Annotated in this window: 16 protein-coding genes; 8 read left to right on the top strand and 8 right to left on the bottom strand. The window is 63.7% G+C overall.

The annotated features are described in order from the left end of the window. Nucleotides 1-7 precede the first annotated feature (7 nt). The 3 genes from FJ974_RS10475 to mntR all read right to left on the bottom strand — a co-directional run bounded on the left by FJ974_RS10475 (nucleotide 8) and on the right by mntR (nucleotide 3,054). On the bottom strand, nucleotides 8-1,276 hold the full coding sequence (locus tag FJ974_RS10475) for a TCR/Tet family MFS transporter (RefSeq protein ID WP_140531817.1): 1,269 nt from the start codon (nucleotides 1,274-1,276) through the stop codon (nucleotides 8-10). 255 nt (nucleotides 1,277-1,531) lie between these two features. Continuing rightward, nucleotides 1,532-2,455 (bottom strand): neutral zinc metallopeptidase, encoded by a 924-nt coding sequence (locus FJ974_RS10470; protein ID WP_140531819.1) that lies wholly within the window; start codon nucleotides 2,453-2,455, stop codon nucleotides 1,532-1,534. Nucleotides 2,456-2,598: 143 nt separating this feature from the next. Further along, nucleotides 2,599-3,054, bottom strand: a complete 456-nt coding sequence (gene mntR, locus FJ974_RS10465; protein WP_140531821.1) for a manganese-binding transcriptional regulator MntR — start codon at nucleotides 3,052-3,054, stop codon at nucleotides 2,599-2,601. A gap of 219 nt (nucleotides 3,055-3,273) precedes the next feature. On the opposite strand from mntR, the gene FJ974_RS10460 reads away from it, so the two are divergent. The 3 genes from FJ974_RS10460 to FJ974_RS10450 all read left to right on the top strand — a co-directional run bounded on the left by FJ974_RS10460 (nucleotide 3,274) and on the right by FJ974_RS10450 (nucleotide 6,249). Further along, complete coding sequence (locus FJ974_RS10460; RefSeq protein ID WP_140531823.1) at nucleotides 3,274-4,623, top strand: Nramp family divalent metal transporter; 1,350 nt, start codon at nucleotides 3,274-3,276, stop codon at nucleotides 4,621-4,623. A gap of 38 nt (nucleotides 4,624-4,661) precedes the next feature. Continuing rightward, nucleotides 4,662-5,504, top strand: a complete 843-nt coding sequence (locus tag FJ974_RS10455; RefSeq protein WP_140531825.1) for a protein-L-isoaspartate O-methyltransferase family protein — start codon at nucleotides 4,662-4,664, stop codon at nucleotides 5,502-5,504. A gap of 94 nt (nucleotides 5,505-5,598) precedes the next feature. Continuing rightward, entirely contained in the window at nucleotides 5,599-6,249 is a 651-nt protein-coding gene (locus FJ974_RS10450) for a dihydrofolate reductase family protein (RefSeq protein ID WP_140531827.1), read from the top strand. A 47-nt stretch (nucleotides 6,250-6,296) separates the two neighbouring features. Here the strand turns inward: FJ974_RS10450 and FJ974_RS10445 are convergent, their stop codons facing one another. Then, nucleotides 6,297-7,163, bottom strand: a complete 867-nt coding sequence (locus FJ974_RS10445) for a LysR family transcriptional regulator (protein ID WP_140532044.1) — start codon at nucleotides 7,161-7,163, stop codon at nucleotides 6,297-6,299. Between the two features lie 99 nt (nucleotides 7,164-7,262). Here FJ974_RS10445 and FJ974_RS10440 point away from each other — a divergent pair, with 99 nt between their 5' ends. After that, nucleotides 7,263-7,862: a LysE family translocator gene (locus tag FJ974_RS10440; protein ID WP_140531829.1), complete on the top strand. Its 600-nt coding sequence runs from the start codon at nucleotides 7,263-7,265 to the stop codon at nucleotides 7,860-7,862. Between the two features lie 177 nt (nucleotides 7,863-8,039). Here the strand turns inward: FJ974_RS10440 and FJ974_RS10435 are convergent, their stop codons facing one another. After that, a complete protein-coding gene (locus FJ974_RS10435) occupies nucleotides 8,040-8,834 on the bottom strand; it encodes an SDR family NAD(P)-dependent oxidoreductase (RefSeq protein ID WP_140531831.1) in 795 nt (264 codons plus the stop codon). 181 nt (nucleotides 8,835-9,015) lie between these two features. Between FJ974_RS10435 and FJ974_RS10430 the strand changes: the two genes are divergently transcribed. Continuing rightward, nucleotides 9,016-9,480, top strand: a complete 465-nt coding sequence (locus FJ974_RS10430) for a MarR family winged helix-turn-helix transcriptional regulator (protein WP_140531833.1) — start codon at nucleotides 9,016-9,018, stop codon at nucleotides 9,478-9,480. A gap of 35 nt (nucleotides 9,481-9,515) precedes the next feature. Here the strand turns inward: FJ974_RS10430 and FJ974_RS10425 are convergent, their stop codons facing one another. Beyond that, the gene (locus tag FJ974_RS10425) at nucleotides 9,516-10,694 is read right to left on the bottom strand and encodes an MFS transporter (RefSeq protein ID WP_140531835.1); all 1,179 of its coding nucleotides are present in this window, start codon (nucleotides 10,692-10,694) and stop codon (nucleotides 9,516-9,518) included. Nucleotides 10,695-10,900: 206 nt separating this feature from the next. On the opposite strand from FJ974_RS10425, the gene FJ974_RS10420 reads away from it, so the two are divergent. From FJ974_RS10420 to carB, 3 genes are all read left to right on the top strand, one after another. Beyond that, on the top strand, nucleotides 10,901-11,257 hold the full coding sequence (locus tag FJ974_RS10420; protein WP_140531837.1) for an ArsR/SmtB family transcription factor: 357 nt from the start codon (nucleotides 10,901-10,903) through the stop codon (nucleotides 11,255-11,257). 143 nt (nucleotides 11,258-11,400) lie between these two features. Next, nucleotides 11,401-12,198 carry an SH3 domain-containing protein gene (locus FJ974_RS10415; RefSeq protein WP_140531839.1) on the top strand — a complete coding sequence of 266 codons (798 nt, stop codon included), beginning with the start codon at nucleotides 11,401-11,403 and terminating at the stop codon, nucleotides 12,196-12,198. 293 nt (nucleotides 12,199-12,491) lie between these two features. After that, nucleotides 12,492-15,995 (top strand): carbamoyl-phosphate synthase large subunit, encoded by a 3,504-nt coding sequence (carB, locus tag FJ974_RS10410; RefSeq protein WP_140537323.1) that lies wholly within the window; start codon nucleotides 12,492-12,494, stop codon nucleotides 15,993-15,995. A 1-nt stretch (nucleotide 15,996) separates the two neighbouring features. Here carB and FJ974_RS10405 read toward each other — a convergent pair whose 3' ends face one another. After that, entirely contained in the window at nucleotides 15,997-17,040 is a 1,044-nt protein-coding gene (locus FJ974_RS10405; RefSeq protein WP_181177249.1) for a branched-chain amino acid ABC transporter substrate-binding protein, read from the bottom strand. A gap of 218 nt (nucleotides 17,041-17,258) precedes the next feature. Further along, the gene (locus tag FJ974_RS10400) at nucleotides 17,259-17,651 is read right to left on the bottom strand and encodes a Rid family hydrolase (protein ID WP_140537320.1); all 393 of its coding nucleotides are present in this window, start codon (nucleotides 17,649-17,651) and stop codon (nucleotides 17,259-17,261) included. Nucleotides 17,652-17,847: the final 196 nt, after the last annotated feature.

The following is a 17,847-nucleotide window of genomic DNA, read 5'->3' as shown; positions in this document are numbered from 1 at the left end:
CACGGCCTCAAGCCGTGTCCGTCACAGCCTCCTGGGTGTGCATGCGCTCGACTTCCTTCGGCGTCGGCTTAGCCACTTTGGTGACGAAGACGATGACCGCTAGCGTCAAGAAAATCGCGCCGAGCACGTAAGGCGCACCGCCGAACACCACCGGTGCGCTCGGTCCGGTGAACCAGGAAAATATCCCCGTATAGAGCAGCGGCGTGACGATCGAGGTGATCGAGAAGATCGAGGTCATCGCGCCCTGCAGCTCGCCCTGCGCCGAGGGCGGCACCTTGGCGGCGGCGAGGCTTCTCAGAGGTGGGTCTGCCAGCGCCTCCAGGCAGCCGGCGACGATGACGGCATAGATCATCCAGCCTTGCGTCGAAAACGCATAGCCGAAGGCGCTGAGCGCGGTGAAGGTCAGGCCGATCGCCGCCGTCCTCCATTCGCCGAGCATGGGAATGACCCGTGGCAATACCGTCGCCATGATGATCGCTCCGCACAGGCCGAAGGCGCCGAGCGAGAAGCCGATCTGCTGTTGGTTCCAGCCATAGCGGTAGGTGGAGACGAACGACCATACCGCTGGATACATCATGTGACCAAGCGTCATCAGGAAAAAGACCAGCCCGATCCAGCCGATGCCCTGGTAATTGCGCATCTGGATGAGCGTGCCGACGGGATTGGCGCGCTTCCATTCGAAGCGGCGGCGGTGCTTTTCGTCCAGCGTTTCCGGCAGGAAGAACGTCGCGATCAGGAAATTCACCAGGGCAAGCCCGGCTGCGAAATAGAACGGCACGCGCGGCCCGAACGTGCCGAGCAGCCCGCCCAAAACCGGCCCGATGACGAAGCCGACGCCGAAGGCGATGCCGAGCAGGCCGAAATTCTTGGCCCGGTTCTCGTCGGTCGAGATGTCGGCGATGAAGGCCGATGTCGTCGAATAGCTGGCGCCCGAAATGCCGGCCAGCACGCGCCCGATGAACAGCATCGGGTAGGACCAGGCGACGGCGCAAATCAGATTGTCGATGGAAAAGGTGAGCACCGAGGCAAGCAGGATCGGCCGCCGGCCGAAACGGTCGCTCAAGCCTCCCATGACGGGCGCGAAGAAGAACTGCATCGCCGCGTAGACAAAGAACAGCCAGCCACCCTCGATCGCCGCCTCGCTGACGCCGACCCCGGTCAATTCCTGCAGATAGGCCGGCAGCACCGGCATGATGATGCCGAAGCCGATAATGTCGAGCAGCAGCGTGGAAAAAACGAGCGCAAGGCCCCGCCTGGCGGTTTTGGGATCGATCATGACGATAAGCTCCTCGGCCGCCTAAAGCATGTCTCCCGAAAGTGGAACCGGTTTCGGGATGAGGACATGCGCAAATTCAAAAACCTAAAGCGCGTCGCCCGACTCCGTTCAGCGCAACGCGCTTTAGGGCTAAGGCGGGACGCACCTTATAGGCGCGCCTGGCGCCTGGAACAATACGCGAACGGCGGCAACTGCCTCATCCTGACATCAGGTGCCGCGACTTGTCGTCAGGAGGCTAAAGTTCCCAACGCCGCTTCAGACCGGATTGTTGAACGTATCGCAGTCCGAAAGCCTGCCGTTCTTATAGCCGCGCGCCAGCCATGTCTGCCGCTGCTGCGAGGTGCCGTGGTTGAAGCTTTCCGGCACGACATAGCCCTGCATCTTCTTCTGCAGCGTGTCGTCGCCGATCTGCTTGGCGGCGTTCAGCGCGCTTTCCATGTCGCCCTGCTCCAATATGCCCTTCTTCGCCGTGTAGTGCGCCCAGACACCGGCAAAACAGTCGGCCTGGAGCTCGATCCGCACCGACATCTGGTTGGCCTCGGCCTCGCTCGCGCCCTGGCGCATCTGGTTGAACTTCTGCATGATGCCGGTGAGGTTCTGCACGTGATGGCCGACCTCATGCGCGATCACATAGGCTCGGGCGAACTCTCCGGAAGCGCCGAACTGCTGGTCGAGTTGCTGGAAGAAGGTCATGTCGAGATAGACCTTGTGGTTGCCGGGGCAATAAAAAGGCCCTGCCGCCGAAGAAGCGAAGCCGCAGGCGGAACGCGTCTGGCCGCTGAACAGCACGAGCTTCGGGTCCTCATAGGTTAGACCTTCGGACTTGAAGATGCCGGTCCAGGTTTCCTCGGTGTCGGCCAGCACTGTCGCCACGAATTGCTTCATCTCATCGTTGGCCGGAGCGCCGGTGCTGTCGGGCGCGCCGCTGTTGTCGGTGATCTGGCCACCGCCGCCCGGCAGCAGCCCGCCGCCGTCGCCCAGGATCTGCGACGGATCAAAGCCGAAATACCATCCGGCGAGGACGACCAGGATGACAAAAATGATGCTCGAGCCGCCGCCGGCCCGGCCGCCGATCGGAATGCGGAACTGGCCAGGGCTGCCGCCGCCGAAGCCGCCGCCACCGCTGTCGCTGCGCTCGTCCTCGATATTGTCGCTCTGACGGCGGCCTCTCCAAAGCATGGCAACTCCTCGCTATGCAAATATCCTGGAAGGTCCGGCCCGCGCCGCCCCTCCCAACAATTATCGCAACGATTGCGCCAAGTCACAGCAATTTTTCGCGTTGCCGCGGCGATTCCATCGCCATCCTCGAACGCATCGGACGCTCAGCGTGCGGACGTCATCGCCCTGCGAAAAGCCTCGAGCGTCTCGGCGCTGACATGGTGCTCTATGCCCTCGGCATCGATGCGCGCCGTCTCGGCGCTGACGCCCAGCGAGCGCAGGAAGGCTTCCACCGTCTGATGCCTGACACGGCTCTCCTTGGCGACCTTGCGGCCGGCCTCGGTCAGGAACACTCCGCGATAAGGTTTTCTCGAAACCAGCCCGTCGGCGCACAGCCTGGTCAGCATTTTCGCCACCGTCGGCTGGGCGACGCCGAGCCGCGCCGCGATATCGACCTGGCGCGCCTCGTTGCCGTCCTCGATCAGGTCGGCGATCAGTTCGACATAGTCCTCGACCAGCGCGCTGCGGCGCGCCTCACGCGTCTGCCGGAACCCTTCCGAATGAGCCTCGGCATCGGGAAGCGGCTTTTCGCGTCGAACCGGTCTGTTCCTCAGCGCCAATACGCGCTCCTCCTTAGCTGCCCCGAAGTTTGAATCGGGTCTGTAGTCATAGCACGGACCCGGTGGTCTGGCCGTTTATTCGCATTCCCGGGTGGGCGCAACCAGCGCTTGCGGGAACTTCGGACAAAAAGCATAAACAATGAAATATAGCATATTGCATAATGTTGAGCCATGTCGTAGATAAGAGGCGTCATCATGACAATCCAGCGGAAATCCCTGATGTCTGACGTTGTGTCCCGTTCTTCATGGCGTTTTGCGCGGCCCGATGAGGCCGAGCAGCCGAGCCTGCGCGAGGTCAACGCCACGATCTCCGTGCCACAGACGGGACTCTGGTTCCGCCGCCTGTTCGCCTTCATGGGCCCAGGCTACATGGTTTCGGTCGGCTATATGGACCCGGGCAACTGGGCGACCGACCTCGCCGGCGGCGCCCAGTTCGGCTACACGCTGCTGTTCGTCATCATGCTGTCGAACCTGATGGCGATCCTGCTGCAGGCGCTGGCCGCGCGCCTCGGCATCGCTACCGGCCGCGATCTCGCGCAGGCCTGCCGCGCCTACTATCCGCGCCCGGTCAATCTCCTGCTCTGGATCGCCTGCGAGTTGGCGATCATCGCCTGCGACCTCGCCGAGGTGATCGGCACCGCGATCGCGCTGCAGCTTCTGTTCGGCATTCCGCTGATCGGCGGCGCCCTCATCACCGCGCTCGATGCCTTCCTGGTGCTGATGTTGATGAACAGGGGCTTCCGCTACCTCGAGGCATTCGTCGTGGCGCTGCTGATCATCATCTTCGGCTGCTTTGCCATCCAGATACTCGTCGCCGCCCCGCCGGCCGGCTCGATCCTGCATTCGATGTTCGTGCCGTCCTCCGAGATCGTCACCAACCCGGCGATGCTCTACATCGCCATCGGCATCATCGGCGCCACCGTGATGCCGCACAATCTCTATCTGCATTCCTCGATCGTGCAGACCCGCGCCTATGAACGCACCGACGCCGGAAAGCGCGACGCCATCAAATGGGCGACGGCGGACTCCACCATCGCGCTGATGCTGGCCCTCTTCGTCAACGCCACCATCCTGATCGTCTCGGCGGTGGCGTTCCACAACAGCGGCCATCAGAACGTCGCGGAGATAGGCCAGGCTTTCGAGCTCTTGTCGCCGCTGCTCGGCTTGAGCATTGCCTCGATCCTGTTCGCGGTGGCGCTGCTTGCCTCCGGCCTCAACTCGACGGTCACGGCCACGCTTGCCGGCCAGATCGTAATGGAAGGTTTTCTGCGCCTGCGTATCCCGCAATGGGCGCGCCGCCTGCTGACGCGCGGTGTCGCCATTGTCCCCGTGGTGATCGTCACGGCGCTCTATGGCGAGAAGGGCACCGGCCAGTTGCTGGTGTTCAGCCAAGTGATCCTGTCGATGCAACTGCCCTTCGCGGTGGTGCCGCTGGTCCAGTTCGTCTCTGACAAGAAGAAGATGGGCAATTTCGCCATTCCGCGCGGCGTTGCTGCGTTGGCCTGGGTTGTCGCCTCAATCATCCTGGTGCTCAATTTCAAGCTGCTTTACGACGCCTTCGCCGGCTGAACCGCGACATTCGCGCCGGCCGCGCTATCTTCTCGACCATGACCGGATCGGACGAGGCCCGCAGATTCTACGCCAAGCTGATGGCCGCTCATGCGAGGTCCGCCGATCCGCGCATCGAGGAAGTGTTCGCCTCGGTGCCCCGTGAGGCATTTCTCGGTCCGGGACCATGGACCGTTTTTGCCGGCGACGGCCGGGTTGAAACGCCGAGCGCCGACCCAAGCTACATCTACCAGAACGTGCTCGTCGTGCTCGATGCCGATAAGGGCATCAACAACGGCGAGCCGCTTCTGCACGCCATCTGGATCGCCAGGGTCGAACCCAAGCCAGGCGAGGCCGTCACCCATATCGGCGCCGGCACCGGCTATTACACCGCACTGCTGGCCAGGCTGGTCGTGCCGGGCGGCCGTGTCATCGCCTTCGAGCTCGAGGCCGGTCTCGCCGCGCGCGCCAGGCAGAGCCTCGCGGCTTACGCCAATGTGGAAGTGATCCACGGCGACGCAGTCGCCACCCCGCTACCGCCTTCCGACATCGTCTATGTCAACGCCGGCGTCGCAGCGCCTCCCGCTGCGTGGCTAAAGGCGCTGAAGCCTGGCGGCCGCATGATTTTCCCCTGGCGTCCGTCCGAGCGCGTCGGCCTTGCCATGCTGGTAACCCGGATGGAAGCTGGCTTTGCTTGCCGGGCGCTCATGGGTTCGTGGTTCATCCCTTGCGTCGGCGCCTCGGTCGCCGGCCCTCAAGCAAGGATCCCGACCCGCGAACGCGCCGCGCGCACACGCTCGATCTGGCTGATGCAAGACAAGGCGCCGGACCGCACAGCCACCGCCGTCTTCGGCGATGTCTGGTTCTCGTCACGCGACATTCAAGCCAAAAGCAAGCGCTGAAAATTTTGTCGGCTCGTGTCGAACAGGAGCCTCGTCGTTCGTCCTTGGATCGAAATCCGGCCGCAACGGCGCGGATCACAAACGGAGAAGACAGATGCGAAAGATCATCGCCGCCACCTTCGTCAGCCTTGACGGTGTCATGCAGGCCCCCGGCGGGCCGGAAGAAGATCCGGTCGGCGGCTTCCAGTTCGGCGGCTGGACCTTCCATTATTTTGACGAGGTGGCGGGTGCGGCCATAAACGAATTATTTTCCAAGCCCTTCGCGCTGCTGCTCGGCCGCAGGACCTACGACATCTTCGCCGCCTACTGGCCGTATCAGAAAGATCCGATCGGCGATGCCTTCAACCCGGCGACCAAATATGTGGCGACGCACCGCCCGGATTCGCTGACCTGGCAGAACACCCAGTCGCTCGGGCCCGACATCGTTGCAAGGCTTAAGGAACTCAAGCGGGAAGACGGACCCGACCTGCTCATCCAGGGATCGGGCAACCTGATCCAGACGCTGCTCGCGAACGGGCTGATCGACGAGATCCGGCTGATGATCTTCCCGCTGTTGCTGGGCAAGGGCAAGCGGCTGTTCGGCGACAGCGCGATGCCCGCCGCCTTTAAGCTCACGAAGTCGCAGACTTCCAGCACCGGTGTCATCATGGCGACTTATGAGCGCGCGGGCGACATCCAGGTCGGCTCTTTTGCCACGCAGGAGCCTTCCGCAGCCGAGCTCGAGCGGCGCAGGAACTGGAAATAGCGCGGGCTTTTCCTCGCCCTCTCAGAACAGGGGGCGAGGAACAGTGCTCACGCTGCCTGGCGGTAGCGGGAAAGACCGTCGCGGATCTGAGCGGCGAAGGCTTGTGCGGCCGGCGCGATGGCATGCTTCGGCAGATGCAAACTGACCGAGAAATTCGGCAAGGCGGGAAGCTCGGCATCGGCCAGGATGTCGAGGTCGGCGGGAACCGTCGAAGCCAGCCAGGTGGTGACGGCGAGATCGGAGCGCACCGTCGCCGTCGTTGCGTCGATGTTGCCGTTCTCGAACACGGTGCGCCAGTGGAGCTCATGCGCGCCGAGCGCCGCTAGCACAGCCGGCCGGAACGCGCAGGTGTCGGCCACCATCGAGACCGGCAGCGGGCGCTTGGCCCGCGCCGCGCCGCCCCTGGCGCCGACCCACACCAGCCGGTCGACCAGCAGGCATTCGCCGGCGGTGGGGCCGACCCGCTCCTCGATGACGGCCAGATCGATCGTGCCCGCCGCCAGCGCCGTCGCGAGTTCCGGCGAAGAGGCGCAGACCAGCGAGACCTCCACCTGCGGATGGGCTTCGGCATAGGCTTTCAGCACCGGCTGAAGCAGCGTGCCGACCAGATCGTAAGGCACGCCGAGCCGCACCTGCCCCGCGACCGCCCTGCCCCTGGCCTCCGCCAGAATCTCGTCGTTGAGCGCAAGCAGCCGCCTGCCCCTGTCGAGCAGCCGCTCGCCCGTGCGTGTCAGCCGCAAGCCGCGCCGGTCGCGCTGGAAAAGGCTTTGGCCAAGAACCTCCTCAAGCCGCCTGATCTGTTGGCTGACGGCGCCTTGCGTCAGGTGCAGCGCATTGGCGGCGGCCGTCATGCTCGCCTTGTCGGCCGCCGTGACAAAGGTGCGGATGAGCGTGGTGTCGAGATCGCGGATCATTTTTGGCATTATAGTTCCTAATGCAAATCATATCAAACATTGCATTTACTGATGCCACGGCAGGCTTAGCATGCCAGTTCCTTCGACCGGGAAACCTGCATGTCCGAGACCGTCATCCCTCTTATCCTGTTCGCGCTGGTCTCGACCTCGACGCCGGGCATCGCCACGACGCTGTCGACCGCGTCCGGCGCCCAGTTTGGCTTTCGCCGCTCCGTGCCGCTGATGGCCGGCAGCGCCGCCGGGCTGGCTTCGGTGGCTGCGGCAGGTGCGGCCGGCCTCGCCGGGCTTCTTGCCGCCGTTCCTTCCCTGCAGCTGGCGATGAAGATCGCAGGCTCGTTTTATTTGCTTTGGCTGGCGCTCAAGATCGGCCGCGCCGGAGCGCCCGATCTCGACGTCACCATGGCCAAGCCGAACAGCTTCTTCGCCGGCGCCGGCATCCAGTGGATGAACCCCAAGGGCTGGGCCATGGGACTGGGCGCCGCGGCATCTTTCGCCGCATTTGCCGACGGCCCGTTGCAGCTTGCCCTCCTGCTTGGCGCCACCTTCGGCCTCGCCGCCGCCTTCTCGCTGTCACTGTGGTGCGTGGCCGGCGCACTGCTCGCCCGGTTGCTCAAGAGCGAGCGGCAGTGGCGCGCGCTCAACATCGTGCTCGGCCTGCTGCTGGCCGCCTCGATTGTCCCGATGTGGCGGCCGGTGTAGCGCCGTTCCTCGCCCCCACGAAGGTGGGGGAGAGGTGGCTCGGCGAAGCCGAGACGGAGAGGGGGGACTGGCGCCCAAGGTCACCGATTATCCGGCGAAGGGATTTGCCCTACGAAAGCCCCTCTCCGGCCGCTTCGCGGCCACCTCTCCCCGCTTTGCGGGGCGAGGAACTGGCGCTCAGACGGCGTAGCGCGGCGCCGGCTTGCCGGCGATCAGGCTGCCGTAGAAACTATCCCTGGCACCGAGATAGGCATCCAATCCGGCCGGGTCGGCAAGCCCCGGCGCGGTAACCGTCTCGCCCTGGGCAAGGCCGGCAAGCGCTGCGTCGACCAGATCGTCCGCCGTCATCACCCAGTCCTGGTTGAGGGCGTCGAGATCAACGCCGGCGAGTTCCCAGAACTCGGTGCGGATCGGCCCGGGCAGCACCACCTGCACCCTCACCTCGGTGCCGGCAATCTCGCGCTGCAGCGCCTCGCTGAAATTGACAACATAGGCTTTGGTGCCGCTGTAGATGCCGCCGACGGCGGTGCTATAGGCAACAACCGAGGCGATGTTGATGATGGCGCCGCGGTTGCGCTTGAGCAGCACCGGCAGCACCGCGCGCGTCAGCCTGGTCAGTGCCACGACATTGACCCTGATCATGCGCTCGGCCGCATCGGCATCGGCGGTCGCCACCACCTGCTGGCCGCCGAGGCCGGCATTGTTGACCAGCAGCGTCACGTTCTCATCGGTCGCGACCGCCTGTTCGACCCGGCGCAGGTCGGCGTCGTCGGCGAGATCGGCGGCAATCACCTTGACCTTGCGGCCATAGGCATATTGCAGCCTCTCCGCCAGGTCCTGCAGCCGGTCGGCACGCCGCGCCACCAGCACAAGATCGTAGCCCTGCCCGGCCAGCCGGTCCGCATAGACCGCGCCGATCCCCGACGAGGCGCCGGTGATCATGGCCGTGCCCTTGTTGTCCTTCGTGCTCATTGTCCTGTTCCTTTTCGCTGTCGCGGCAAGATGAGGCAGACGCTCTCCATCTCGTTTACCGGTGCTATTAGTGGTATATGCCACTTTCCGTGAAGTAGGCATATGCCACTATCTTGTCAACGGCGATGGCGGAAACTATTTTGGAGAAGGCCGGCGAACCGTTCGCCGGCAAGGAGCCGTCATGACCAAAGCTGCGCTGCCGACGCTTAGCTTATGCAACAATGCCTCGCTTCGGCGCGCCGGGCGCAGGCTCGGCCGCTTCTACGACGATGCGCTGGCGCCGTCGGGCCTGAAGGGCACGCAATACGGCTTGCTCCATCAGATCCACATCGGCGGCGAGCCGGCGATGGGTGCCGTCGCCGAAGCATTGATCATGGACCTGTCGGCGCTCGGCCACACGCTGAAGCCGCTGATCCGCGACGGCTATGTCGAAACCTTCGCCGACGAGAACGACCGCCGCGTCAAGCGCGTGCGGCTGACGCAGCAGGGCAAGGTCAAGCTCGAGGAAGCCATAAAATTATGGAACGTTGCCCAGCAGCGGTTCGAGGCCATGGTCGGCGAGAAACGGGCGGCGGAGATGCGCGCAGCGCTGAACGAAATCGCGGCGCTGGAATTCGAAACGCCGACGGCCGCCCCTTCGATGTAAAGGAGCGGCCGTCAAATCGGTTCTGTCAAAAAGCTCTACTCCGCCGGCATCGCCACCGGCCGGGCCAGCGCCCGACCCGCCAGCACCACGACAAGGCCGACGATCGGAAACACTGCCGCGACGATGCCTAGATCGGCCGGCGCGCCGAAGCGCAGTACCGCACCACCGACCACCGCACCAAGTGCGACGCCGAGATAGAGCGCCGAAGCGTTGAGCGATAGCACGATGGGAGCTGCGTCCGGCGCTATCTTGATGATGCGGCTGGCCTGCGCCGGCGGGAAGGCCCAGCCGACGATGCCCCATGGCACCATCATGCCCATCAGCGCAGGCCCGGCGATCGCCTGCGGCAGCAAGGTCGGGATCAGCGAGAAGGTGGCGAGCATGGCGGCGGAGAGCGCCAGCGACCAGAAGACGGTGCGCGTGGCGCCGAAGCGGTCGGCCGCCTGGCCGCCGGCGATGTTGCCGATGACGGCGCCGACGCCGAAGGCGAGCAGCATGGCGGGCAGCGCCAGCGGGCTCAAACCGCCGCTTTCGATGGCCAAAGGCGCAATGAAGGCAAAGACGGTGAACGCGCCGATCAGGGCGAGCACGGTCGTTGCCAGGATCGGCATCACGCCAGGGCGGACCGCGGCCGCCAGCCTTGCCCGCAGCGACAGCTTTGTGCCGATAATGCCACGCGGCAGCCGGTACCACAGGATGGCGCCCGCTAGCGCGCCGAGCCCGGCAATGGCAAAGAAAGCGCCGCGCCAGCCGGCGATGGCCGCGACCAACGCGCCGAGCGGCGCACCGACTGCGACCGCAACCGTGGTGCCGCCGACGACGACGGCAATGGCGCGGGCCCGGTGATGGTCGTCGACCAGCGCCACCGCCGTGCCCTGCGCGGTGGCCGCGAACAGGCCGGAGGACAGCGCCATGACGATGCGGGCGATCAGCAGCAGTTCGAAGGAGGAGCTCAGCGCCGCGACGAGATTGCCGAGCACGAAGAACGCCATCGTCCACAGGATGACGCGGCGGCGATCCCATTCGCCGGTCAGGGTCGCCAGGATCGGCGTGCCGAAAGCGTAGGCGAGCGCGAAGGCCGTGATCAGCGTGCCGGCGAGTGGAATGGAAATGCCGGCATCGGCGGCGATGTCGGGGAGGAGGCTGGAGATGACGAAGCCTTCGGTCGAGATCGTGAACGATCCGAGCGCAAGCCAGTAGAGGCGCTTGTCCATTGGGGAGATGTCCTTAGTTCAAAGGTTGTTGAACAATTGGACATAACAGGGCATGATGTCAACCATCCTGGGAAAAATAGCTGAACCCTGCTGACAGCACTGTGTCAGGACGGACCGGAAATCGAAGAGGCGATGAAGATGCTATGTAAACGGGCGAGAAGAGGAGGCGCGTTGAAGTTGGGAGCGTTTGTGCTTAATTCTGGGCCATGAGCTTGCCCCATCCGACAACCGACCAAATCAGCCTGCCGATCGTGCTCGCCGTGCTCGGCGATCCGACCAGGCTTGCCATCGTGCGCTATCTCGCCAGCAAGGAAGGCGTGCCGCTGAACTGCAGCAAATTCCTCGACCTGGCTTCCAAGACCAATCTCAGCTACCACCTCGCCAAACTGCGCGAGGCGGGCGTCACTCGCAGCGAAGCAGTCGGCACCAGCCGGCTGATCACGCTGCGCCGCGACGACCTCGACAGGCGCTTCCCCGGCCTGCTCGACAGCGTGATAGCCGCCGCGGACGGCGATCCGGCGCTGCCCGCCGTCGGCACGTCCGAGATCGACGTTATCGCCTAAAATCCCGCTTCCTTATCCGGACGAGACGGACCCGGCAAAGTTTTCCGATGACATCGCGCCGCCGTCTCTTATAAAACCGCCTCGGCGGACCACACCGTTGGTGCGAGTCGTGCCAACGCAAAATCTATCGCCACGGCAAGGTGATGAGGCGTAAATTCAGAATCCGCACAACGCTGTTGATTGCCGCTCCGCTGCTGATTGCTGCATTGCCGGCGATCGCTGAGGAAGCGCCGGGGACGATCATTTCCATCGTTAGCGGCCTGGCGCCCGACGATCTCCTCAACATCCGCGCCACGGCATCGGCCATGGGGAAGGTCGCGGTGCGCCTGCCCAACGGTGCAGCCGTCAAGAATCTCGGCTGCAACGTCGTCAACGGCTATCCCTGGTGCAAGGTCGAGGATACCCAGGACGCTCGCATCGTCGGATGGGCGCCTGCCCGCTATCTCACCCCCAACAATCCGGCGCCGGCACCTGAAGACACCGCCGCGCCGGCGGCCGAGGCCGTCGCGCCTCAGATCCCCGATGCACCGCCGTCCGACATTGCGGCTCGCCTCGGCGGCGAGCCGTCCGAACCGCTGACCGCTGCCGACATCGGCAGGACCGCCATGCAGGATGCCTATATCCTCGCCTTCGCCGCGTCTGCGGGTGGACTTCCCGGTTCCGACGCCCCTGCCCCCGATGGCGGCATTCCCTGCGCGCGCCATGTCGGCCAGCCGATGACCCGCTGCAAGGTCAGCGTCGCGCATGCCGGCAGCGACAGCGCCGTGACCGTGACCTGGCCGGACGGCGGCACCCGCGTCATCAGCTTTCATGGCGGCCTGCCCGTCGGCTCCGACTCGTCCGACGACTTCCGTTTCACCCGCGAAGGCAGCTTGAACATGATCCGGATCGGCGTCTCCGAGCGCTTCGAGATCACCGACGAACTGGCGTTGGGAGATTAGGTGTTAGGGGAATAGGGGAGTAAGGGAGTAAGGGAGTAAGTTAAGCGATCGAACCTTCACACACCTATCCTACTCCCCTATTCCCCTATTCCCCTATTCCCCTATTCCCCTATTCCCCTACTCCCCTACTCCCCTATTCCCTGCCCTACTCCCTCATTTTCGGGGTTACATCCGCCAAAACTCTTCCCTATAAGGCCCTCCTAGCCTGATACCAGAATCGCAAGCACAACCGGCCGGGTCCTCCCCGCCCGGTTTTTCGTGCAAGCCGCTCGCCGAACGGAATTCTTAAGCCTATGCCAAGACGCACCGACATCAAGTCGATCCTGATCATTGGGGCCGGCCCCATCGTCATCGGCCAGGCCTGCGAGTTCGACTATTCCGGCACCCAGGCCTGCAAAGCGCTCAAGGAAGAAGGGTTCCGCGTCATCCTGGTCAATTCCAACCCGGCCACCATCATGACCGATCCGGAACTGGCCGACGCCACCTATATCGAGCCGATCACGCCCGAAGTGGTGGCCAAGATCATCGCCAAAGAGCGGCCGGACGCGCTGCTGCCGACCATGGGCGGCCAGACGGCGCTCAACACCGCGCTGTCGCTGCGGCGCATGGGCGTGTTGGAGCGTTACAATGTCGAGATGATCGGCGCCGACGCAGCAGCCATCGACAAGGCCGAGGACCGGGCGCTGTTTCGCGAGGCGATGAAGAAGATCGGCCTCGAAACGCCGAAGTCGATGCTGGCCAACGCCACCGAGGTCAAGGACGCCGACCGCAAGATCCACGAGGCCGAGCGCGCGGCGCTGAAGGCGGAGAACCCGGACAACCTCGATGCCGCGCTCGATGCGCTGGAAACCCGCTGGAACCTCGGCGAGGGCGACCGCAAGCAGCGCTATATCAGCCACGCCATGGCGATCGCCGCCCAGGCGCTCGACCATGTCGGCCTGCCCGCCATCATCCGCCCCTCCTTCACCATGGGCGGCACCGGCGGCGGCATCGCCTACAACCGCGCCGAATTCTACGACATCGTCCAGTCCGGCCTCGACGCCTCGCCCACCACCGAAGTGCTGATCGAGGAGAGCGTGCTCGGCTGGAAGGAATATGAGATGGAGGTCGTCCGCGACAAGGCGGACAATTGCATCATCGTCTGCTCGATCGAGAACATCGATCCGATGGGCGTGCATACAGGCGACTCCATCACCGTCGCCCCTGCCCTGACCTTGACCGACAAGGAATACCAGATGATGCGCAACGCCTCGATCGCGGTGCTGCGCGAGATCGGCGTCGAGACCGGCGGCTCCAACGTGCAGTTCGCCGTCAATCCGGCCGACGGCCGCCTCGTCGTCATCGAGATGAACCCGCGCGTCTCGCGCTCGTCGGCCCTGGCTTCCAAGGCGACCGGCTTCCCGATCGCCAAGATCGCCGCCAAACTCGCCGTCGGCTACACGCTGGACGAGCTGGAGAACGACATCACCGGCGGCGCCACGCCGGCTTCGTTCGAACCGTCGATCGATTATGTGGTGACAAAAATCCCGCGCTTTGCGTTTGAAAAATTCCCCGGCGCCGAGCCGGTGCTGACCACCGCGATGAAATCGGTCGGCGAAGTAATGGCCATCGGCCGCACTTTTCAGGAATCGCTGCAGAAGGCGCTGCGCGGACTTGAAACCGGCCTGACGGGATTGGACGAGATCGAGATCCCCGGCCTCGGCCATGGCAGCGCCCCTGCCAGCCACGTCGACGACCGCAACGCCATTCGCGCAGCACTTGGCACGCCGACGCCCGATCGGCTGCGCATGGTGGCGCAGGCGATCCGCATGGGCACCTCGCTCGAAGACGTGCACGCCATGTGCAAGATCGACCCGTGGTTCCTCGAGCAGATCGCCGGCATCATCGCCATGGAGGAGCGCGTGCGCGAGCATGGCCTGCCGCGGGACGCCGACAATCTGCGCATGCTGAAGGCGATGGGTTTTTCCGACGCCCGCCTCGCCTCATTGACGAAGACCGACGCCGAAGTGGTTGAGAAGATTCGGCGAACGCTCGACGTTCATCCGGTCTATAAGCGCATCGACACCTGCGCCGCCGAATTCGCCTCGCCCACCGCGTATATGTACTCGACCTACGAGGTGCCCTTCGCCGGCGCTTTAGCCAACGAGGCGCAGGTGTCGTCTCGCAAGAAGGTGGTCATCCTCGGCGGCGGTCCGAACCGCATCGGCCAGGGCATCGAGTTCGACTATTGCTGCTGCCATGCCGCCTTCGCGCTGCGCGATGCCGGCTATGAAGCGATCATGATCAACTGCAACCCGGAGACGGTGTCGACCGACTACGACACCTCCGATCGGCTCTACTTCGATCCGCTGACCGCCGAGGACGTGCTGGAGATCCTGCGCGCCGAGCAGGCCTCCGGCGAGCTCACCGGCGTCATCGTCCAGTTCGGCGGCCAGACGCCGCTGAAGCTGGCCGACGCGCTGGAGAAGGCCGGCATCCCTATCCTCGGCACCTCGCCCGACATGATCGATCTGGCCGAAGATCGCGACCGCTTCCAGAAGCTCTTGCACAAGCTCGGCCTCACCCAGCCGAAGAACGGCATCGCCTATTCGGTCGAGCAGGCCCGCCTCATCGCCGGCGAGCTCGGCTTCCCGCTGGTCGTGCGCCCCTCCTATGTGCTCGGCGGCCGCGCCATGCAGATCATCCATGACGAGAGTATGCTGCAGACGTATCTGCTCGACACCGTGCCCGGCCTGGTGCCGGAGGACATCAAGCAGAAATACCCCAACGACAAGACCGGCCAGATCAACACGCTGCTCGGCAAGAACCCGCTTTTGTTCGACACCTATCTGTCGGGCGCCATCGAGGTCGATGTCGACTGCCTGTGCGATGGCAAGGCGACCTTCGTCTCCGGCATTCTGGAGCACATCGAGGAGGCCGGCATTCACTCCGGAGACTCGGCCTGCTCGCTGCCGGTGCATTCACTGCACCCTGACCTAGTCGACGAATTGGAGCGCCAGACAGCGGCGCTCGCCCGCGCGCTCAATGTCGGCGGCCTGATGAACGTGCAATATGCCATCAAGGACGGCACGGTCTATGTGCTGGAGGTCAACCCGCGCGCGTCGCGCACCGTGCCCTTCGTCGCCAAGACCATCGGGCGTCCCATTGCAAAAATCGCCGCCCGCATTATGGCCGGCGAGACGCTGGAAAACGCCTTCGCTCATTACGGCGCCATGCCCGACCCGAGGCGGCCCGGCCACATCGCGGTCAAGGAAGCCGTCTTCCCCTTCGCCCGCTTCCCTGGCGTCGACATTTTGCTCGGCCCGGAAATGCGCTCGACCGGCGAGGTCATGGGCCTCGACCGCGATTTTGCTTTGGCCTTCGCCAAAAGCCAGCTCGGCGCCAATGTCGACCTGCCCCGCTCCGGCACGCTGTTCGTCTCGGTCCGCGACGAGGACAAGAAAGGCATCCTGCCCGCCGTGAAGCGCCTAGCCGGCCAGGGTTTCAAAGTGCTCGCCACCTCCGGCACACAGCGTTTCCTCGCCGAGAACGGCGTCGTCGCCGAGAAAATCAACAAGGTCCTGGAAGGCCGCCCCCACATCGAGGACGCCATCCGCAACCGCCAGGTCCAGATCGTCTTCAACACGACTGACGGCCAGAAGGCGGTGTCGGACTCGAAGTCGCTGCGGCGAGCGACGCTGATGCAGAAGGTGCCGTATTATACGACCCTGTCGGGGGCTGCCGCGGTGGCCGAGGCGATTGCCGCGCTACGGGCGGGGAATTTGGAGGTTCGGCCGCTGCAGGAGTATTTTGCTTAGATTATTGCGACTGGAAATCCATCGTGAGGGTGCCGTCCCCCCGCTTCTTCCAGACGTACATTGTTACGTCACGCTGAATCCTGTCTCCCTTGTCATCGAAGGTAAGATCCCCCAACACGGTCGGAATTGGCTGACCGGACTTTATGGAAGCCACAACGGCCCTTGGGGCCTGGCTGCCTGCCATTTGGATACCCTTAGCCGCCACTTGGACTGCAGCATAGGACTTCAGCGTATAGTCTGCTGGCTCAAACCCTTGAGACCGAAAGCGCGCGACCACGTCCGCCGCGGAGGGATTGCCGCGGTCATCAAGCGAAAACGCGATGAGGACACCTTCCAATGCGGGTCCTGCTTTCCCCGGTAAATCGTGGACTAGAGCTCCATCTCCTGAGATGAACTGAACCTTCAACCCTGCTTCTTTGGTTTGGCGAACGAGCGGACCAAAATCGCCGGCAAGACCAGCAAAGAAGAGAGCATCGATCTTCATGGATTTGAGTTCGCCGATAAGGTCCGCAAAATCTCCTTGGCCAGGTTTGATCTTTTTGGCAAGCTTTTCAGGGTTCCCCTTTGCCCGCAGCGCTTTTCTTGCTTTGTTCGCCAAGCCATCGCCATAGGGCGTACCATCGCTAACGATTGCAAGATTCTTTGTTGTGAAATGAGCGGCCATATATTCACCGGCAAACGTCCCTTGAACATCGTCGCGACCTGCGGTCCGGAGAACATTCCAGAGTTTGAATTCGGTGAGAGCGGGATTTGTCGATGCGGGACTGATCATCAAAGTATTGTTCTTGGCGTAGATCATCGCGGCGGGAACAGAACTGCCCGAATTGAAGTGGCCGATGACAAAGCGAACTCCGTCTTTCGCCAGTTTCGTGGCAAGGGCTATCGCGGTGGCGGGTGTATACTGATCATCAAGCACGGTGAGTGCTATCTTGCATCCTCGCACCCCGCCCTTGGCATTGATGTCGTCTACCGCGAGTTGAGCACCCCGCCTCATCTCCTCACCGTCATACGCCCAGTCCCCCGTCATGGGGCCGACCACTGCCATCGGAATATCCGGACATGCGGCGACCGCTAACAGGGGAGTCGTTGACGCCGTCAATAATCCCAACGCCAATATTGTGAAAAGCCGAGCCAACTCGGCCCCCGAATTACGCATGTCCGCTCCCCAAACAGTATTTAAGAAGTAGTCTTCCGAGAAAGGAAGCTAACACGCGTCTTTAGTAAATTGAAAGCCTCCGCGGCGAAAGGATCCACGCGACAGGCTCACCCCACCGCCACGCACTCAATCTCGATGTCAAACTCCATGGGCCACGAAGCCACCGGCACAAAACTGCGCGCCGGCGGGTTGACGCTGAAGTACTTCGCATAAACCCGGTTTATCGCGTTGTAGAAGCCGGAATTGGCGGCATAGATGCGCACCATCACCACGTTTTCCAGCGAGGTGCCGGCCGCTTCCAGGCAATGTTTCAGCGCTTTCAGCGACGCCTCTGTCTGGACCTCGATGTCGCCGCGCACCATCTCGCCGGTCACCATGTCCACCGGCGGCGTCGCCGAGATGAACACGAAGCCGTTGGCCTTCACCGCCGTCGAGCACGGCAAGCCGAGCGACCGCACCTTGGCCGACATTACGGGTACTTCGACGACTTCCTTCTTCATGGCAATCCTCCCTTTGCTGGTCAGGTCGGCGCCAAGGCCCCTCACCCAGCCTCCGCTTCGCTCGGCTGACCTCTCCCCGAGGGGAGAGGAGGCTTTCAGCGCCGGCGCCCACCTCTTCTCCCCTCGGGGAGAAGGTGGCCGCGAAGCGGCCGGATGAGGGGGCCTGCGCCACACCTTGGTTTAGGAGCTTATCCTC

The organism is Mesorhizobium sp. B1-1-8, assembly GCF_006442795.2.
Lineage (GTDB): Bacteria > Pseudomonadota > Alphaproteobacteria > Rhizobiales > Rhizobiaceae > Mesorhizobium.
Note: the sequence above shows the minus strand (reverse complement) of the source record. Positions and strands in the feature narration are given on the sequence as shown.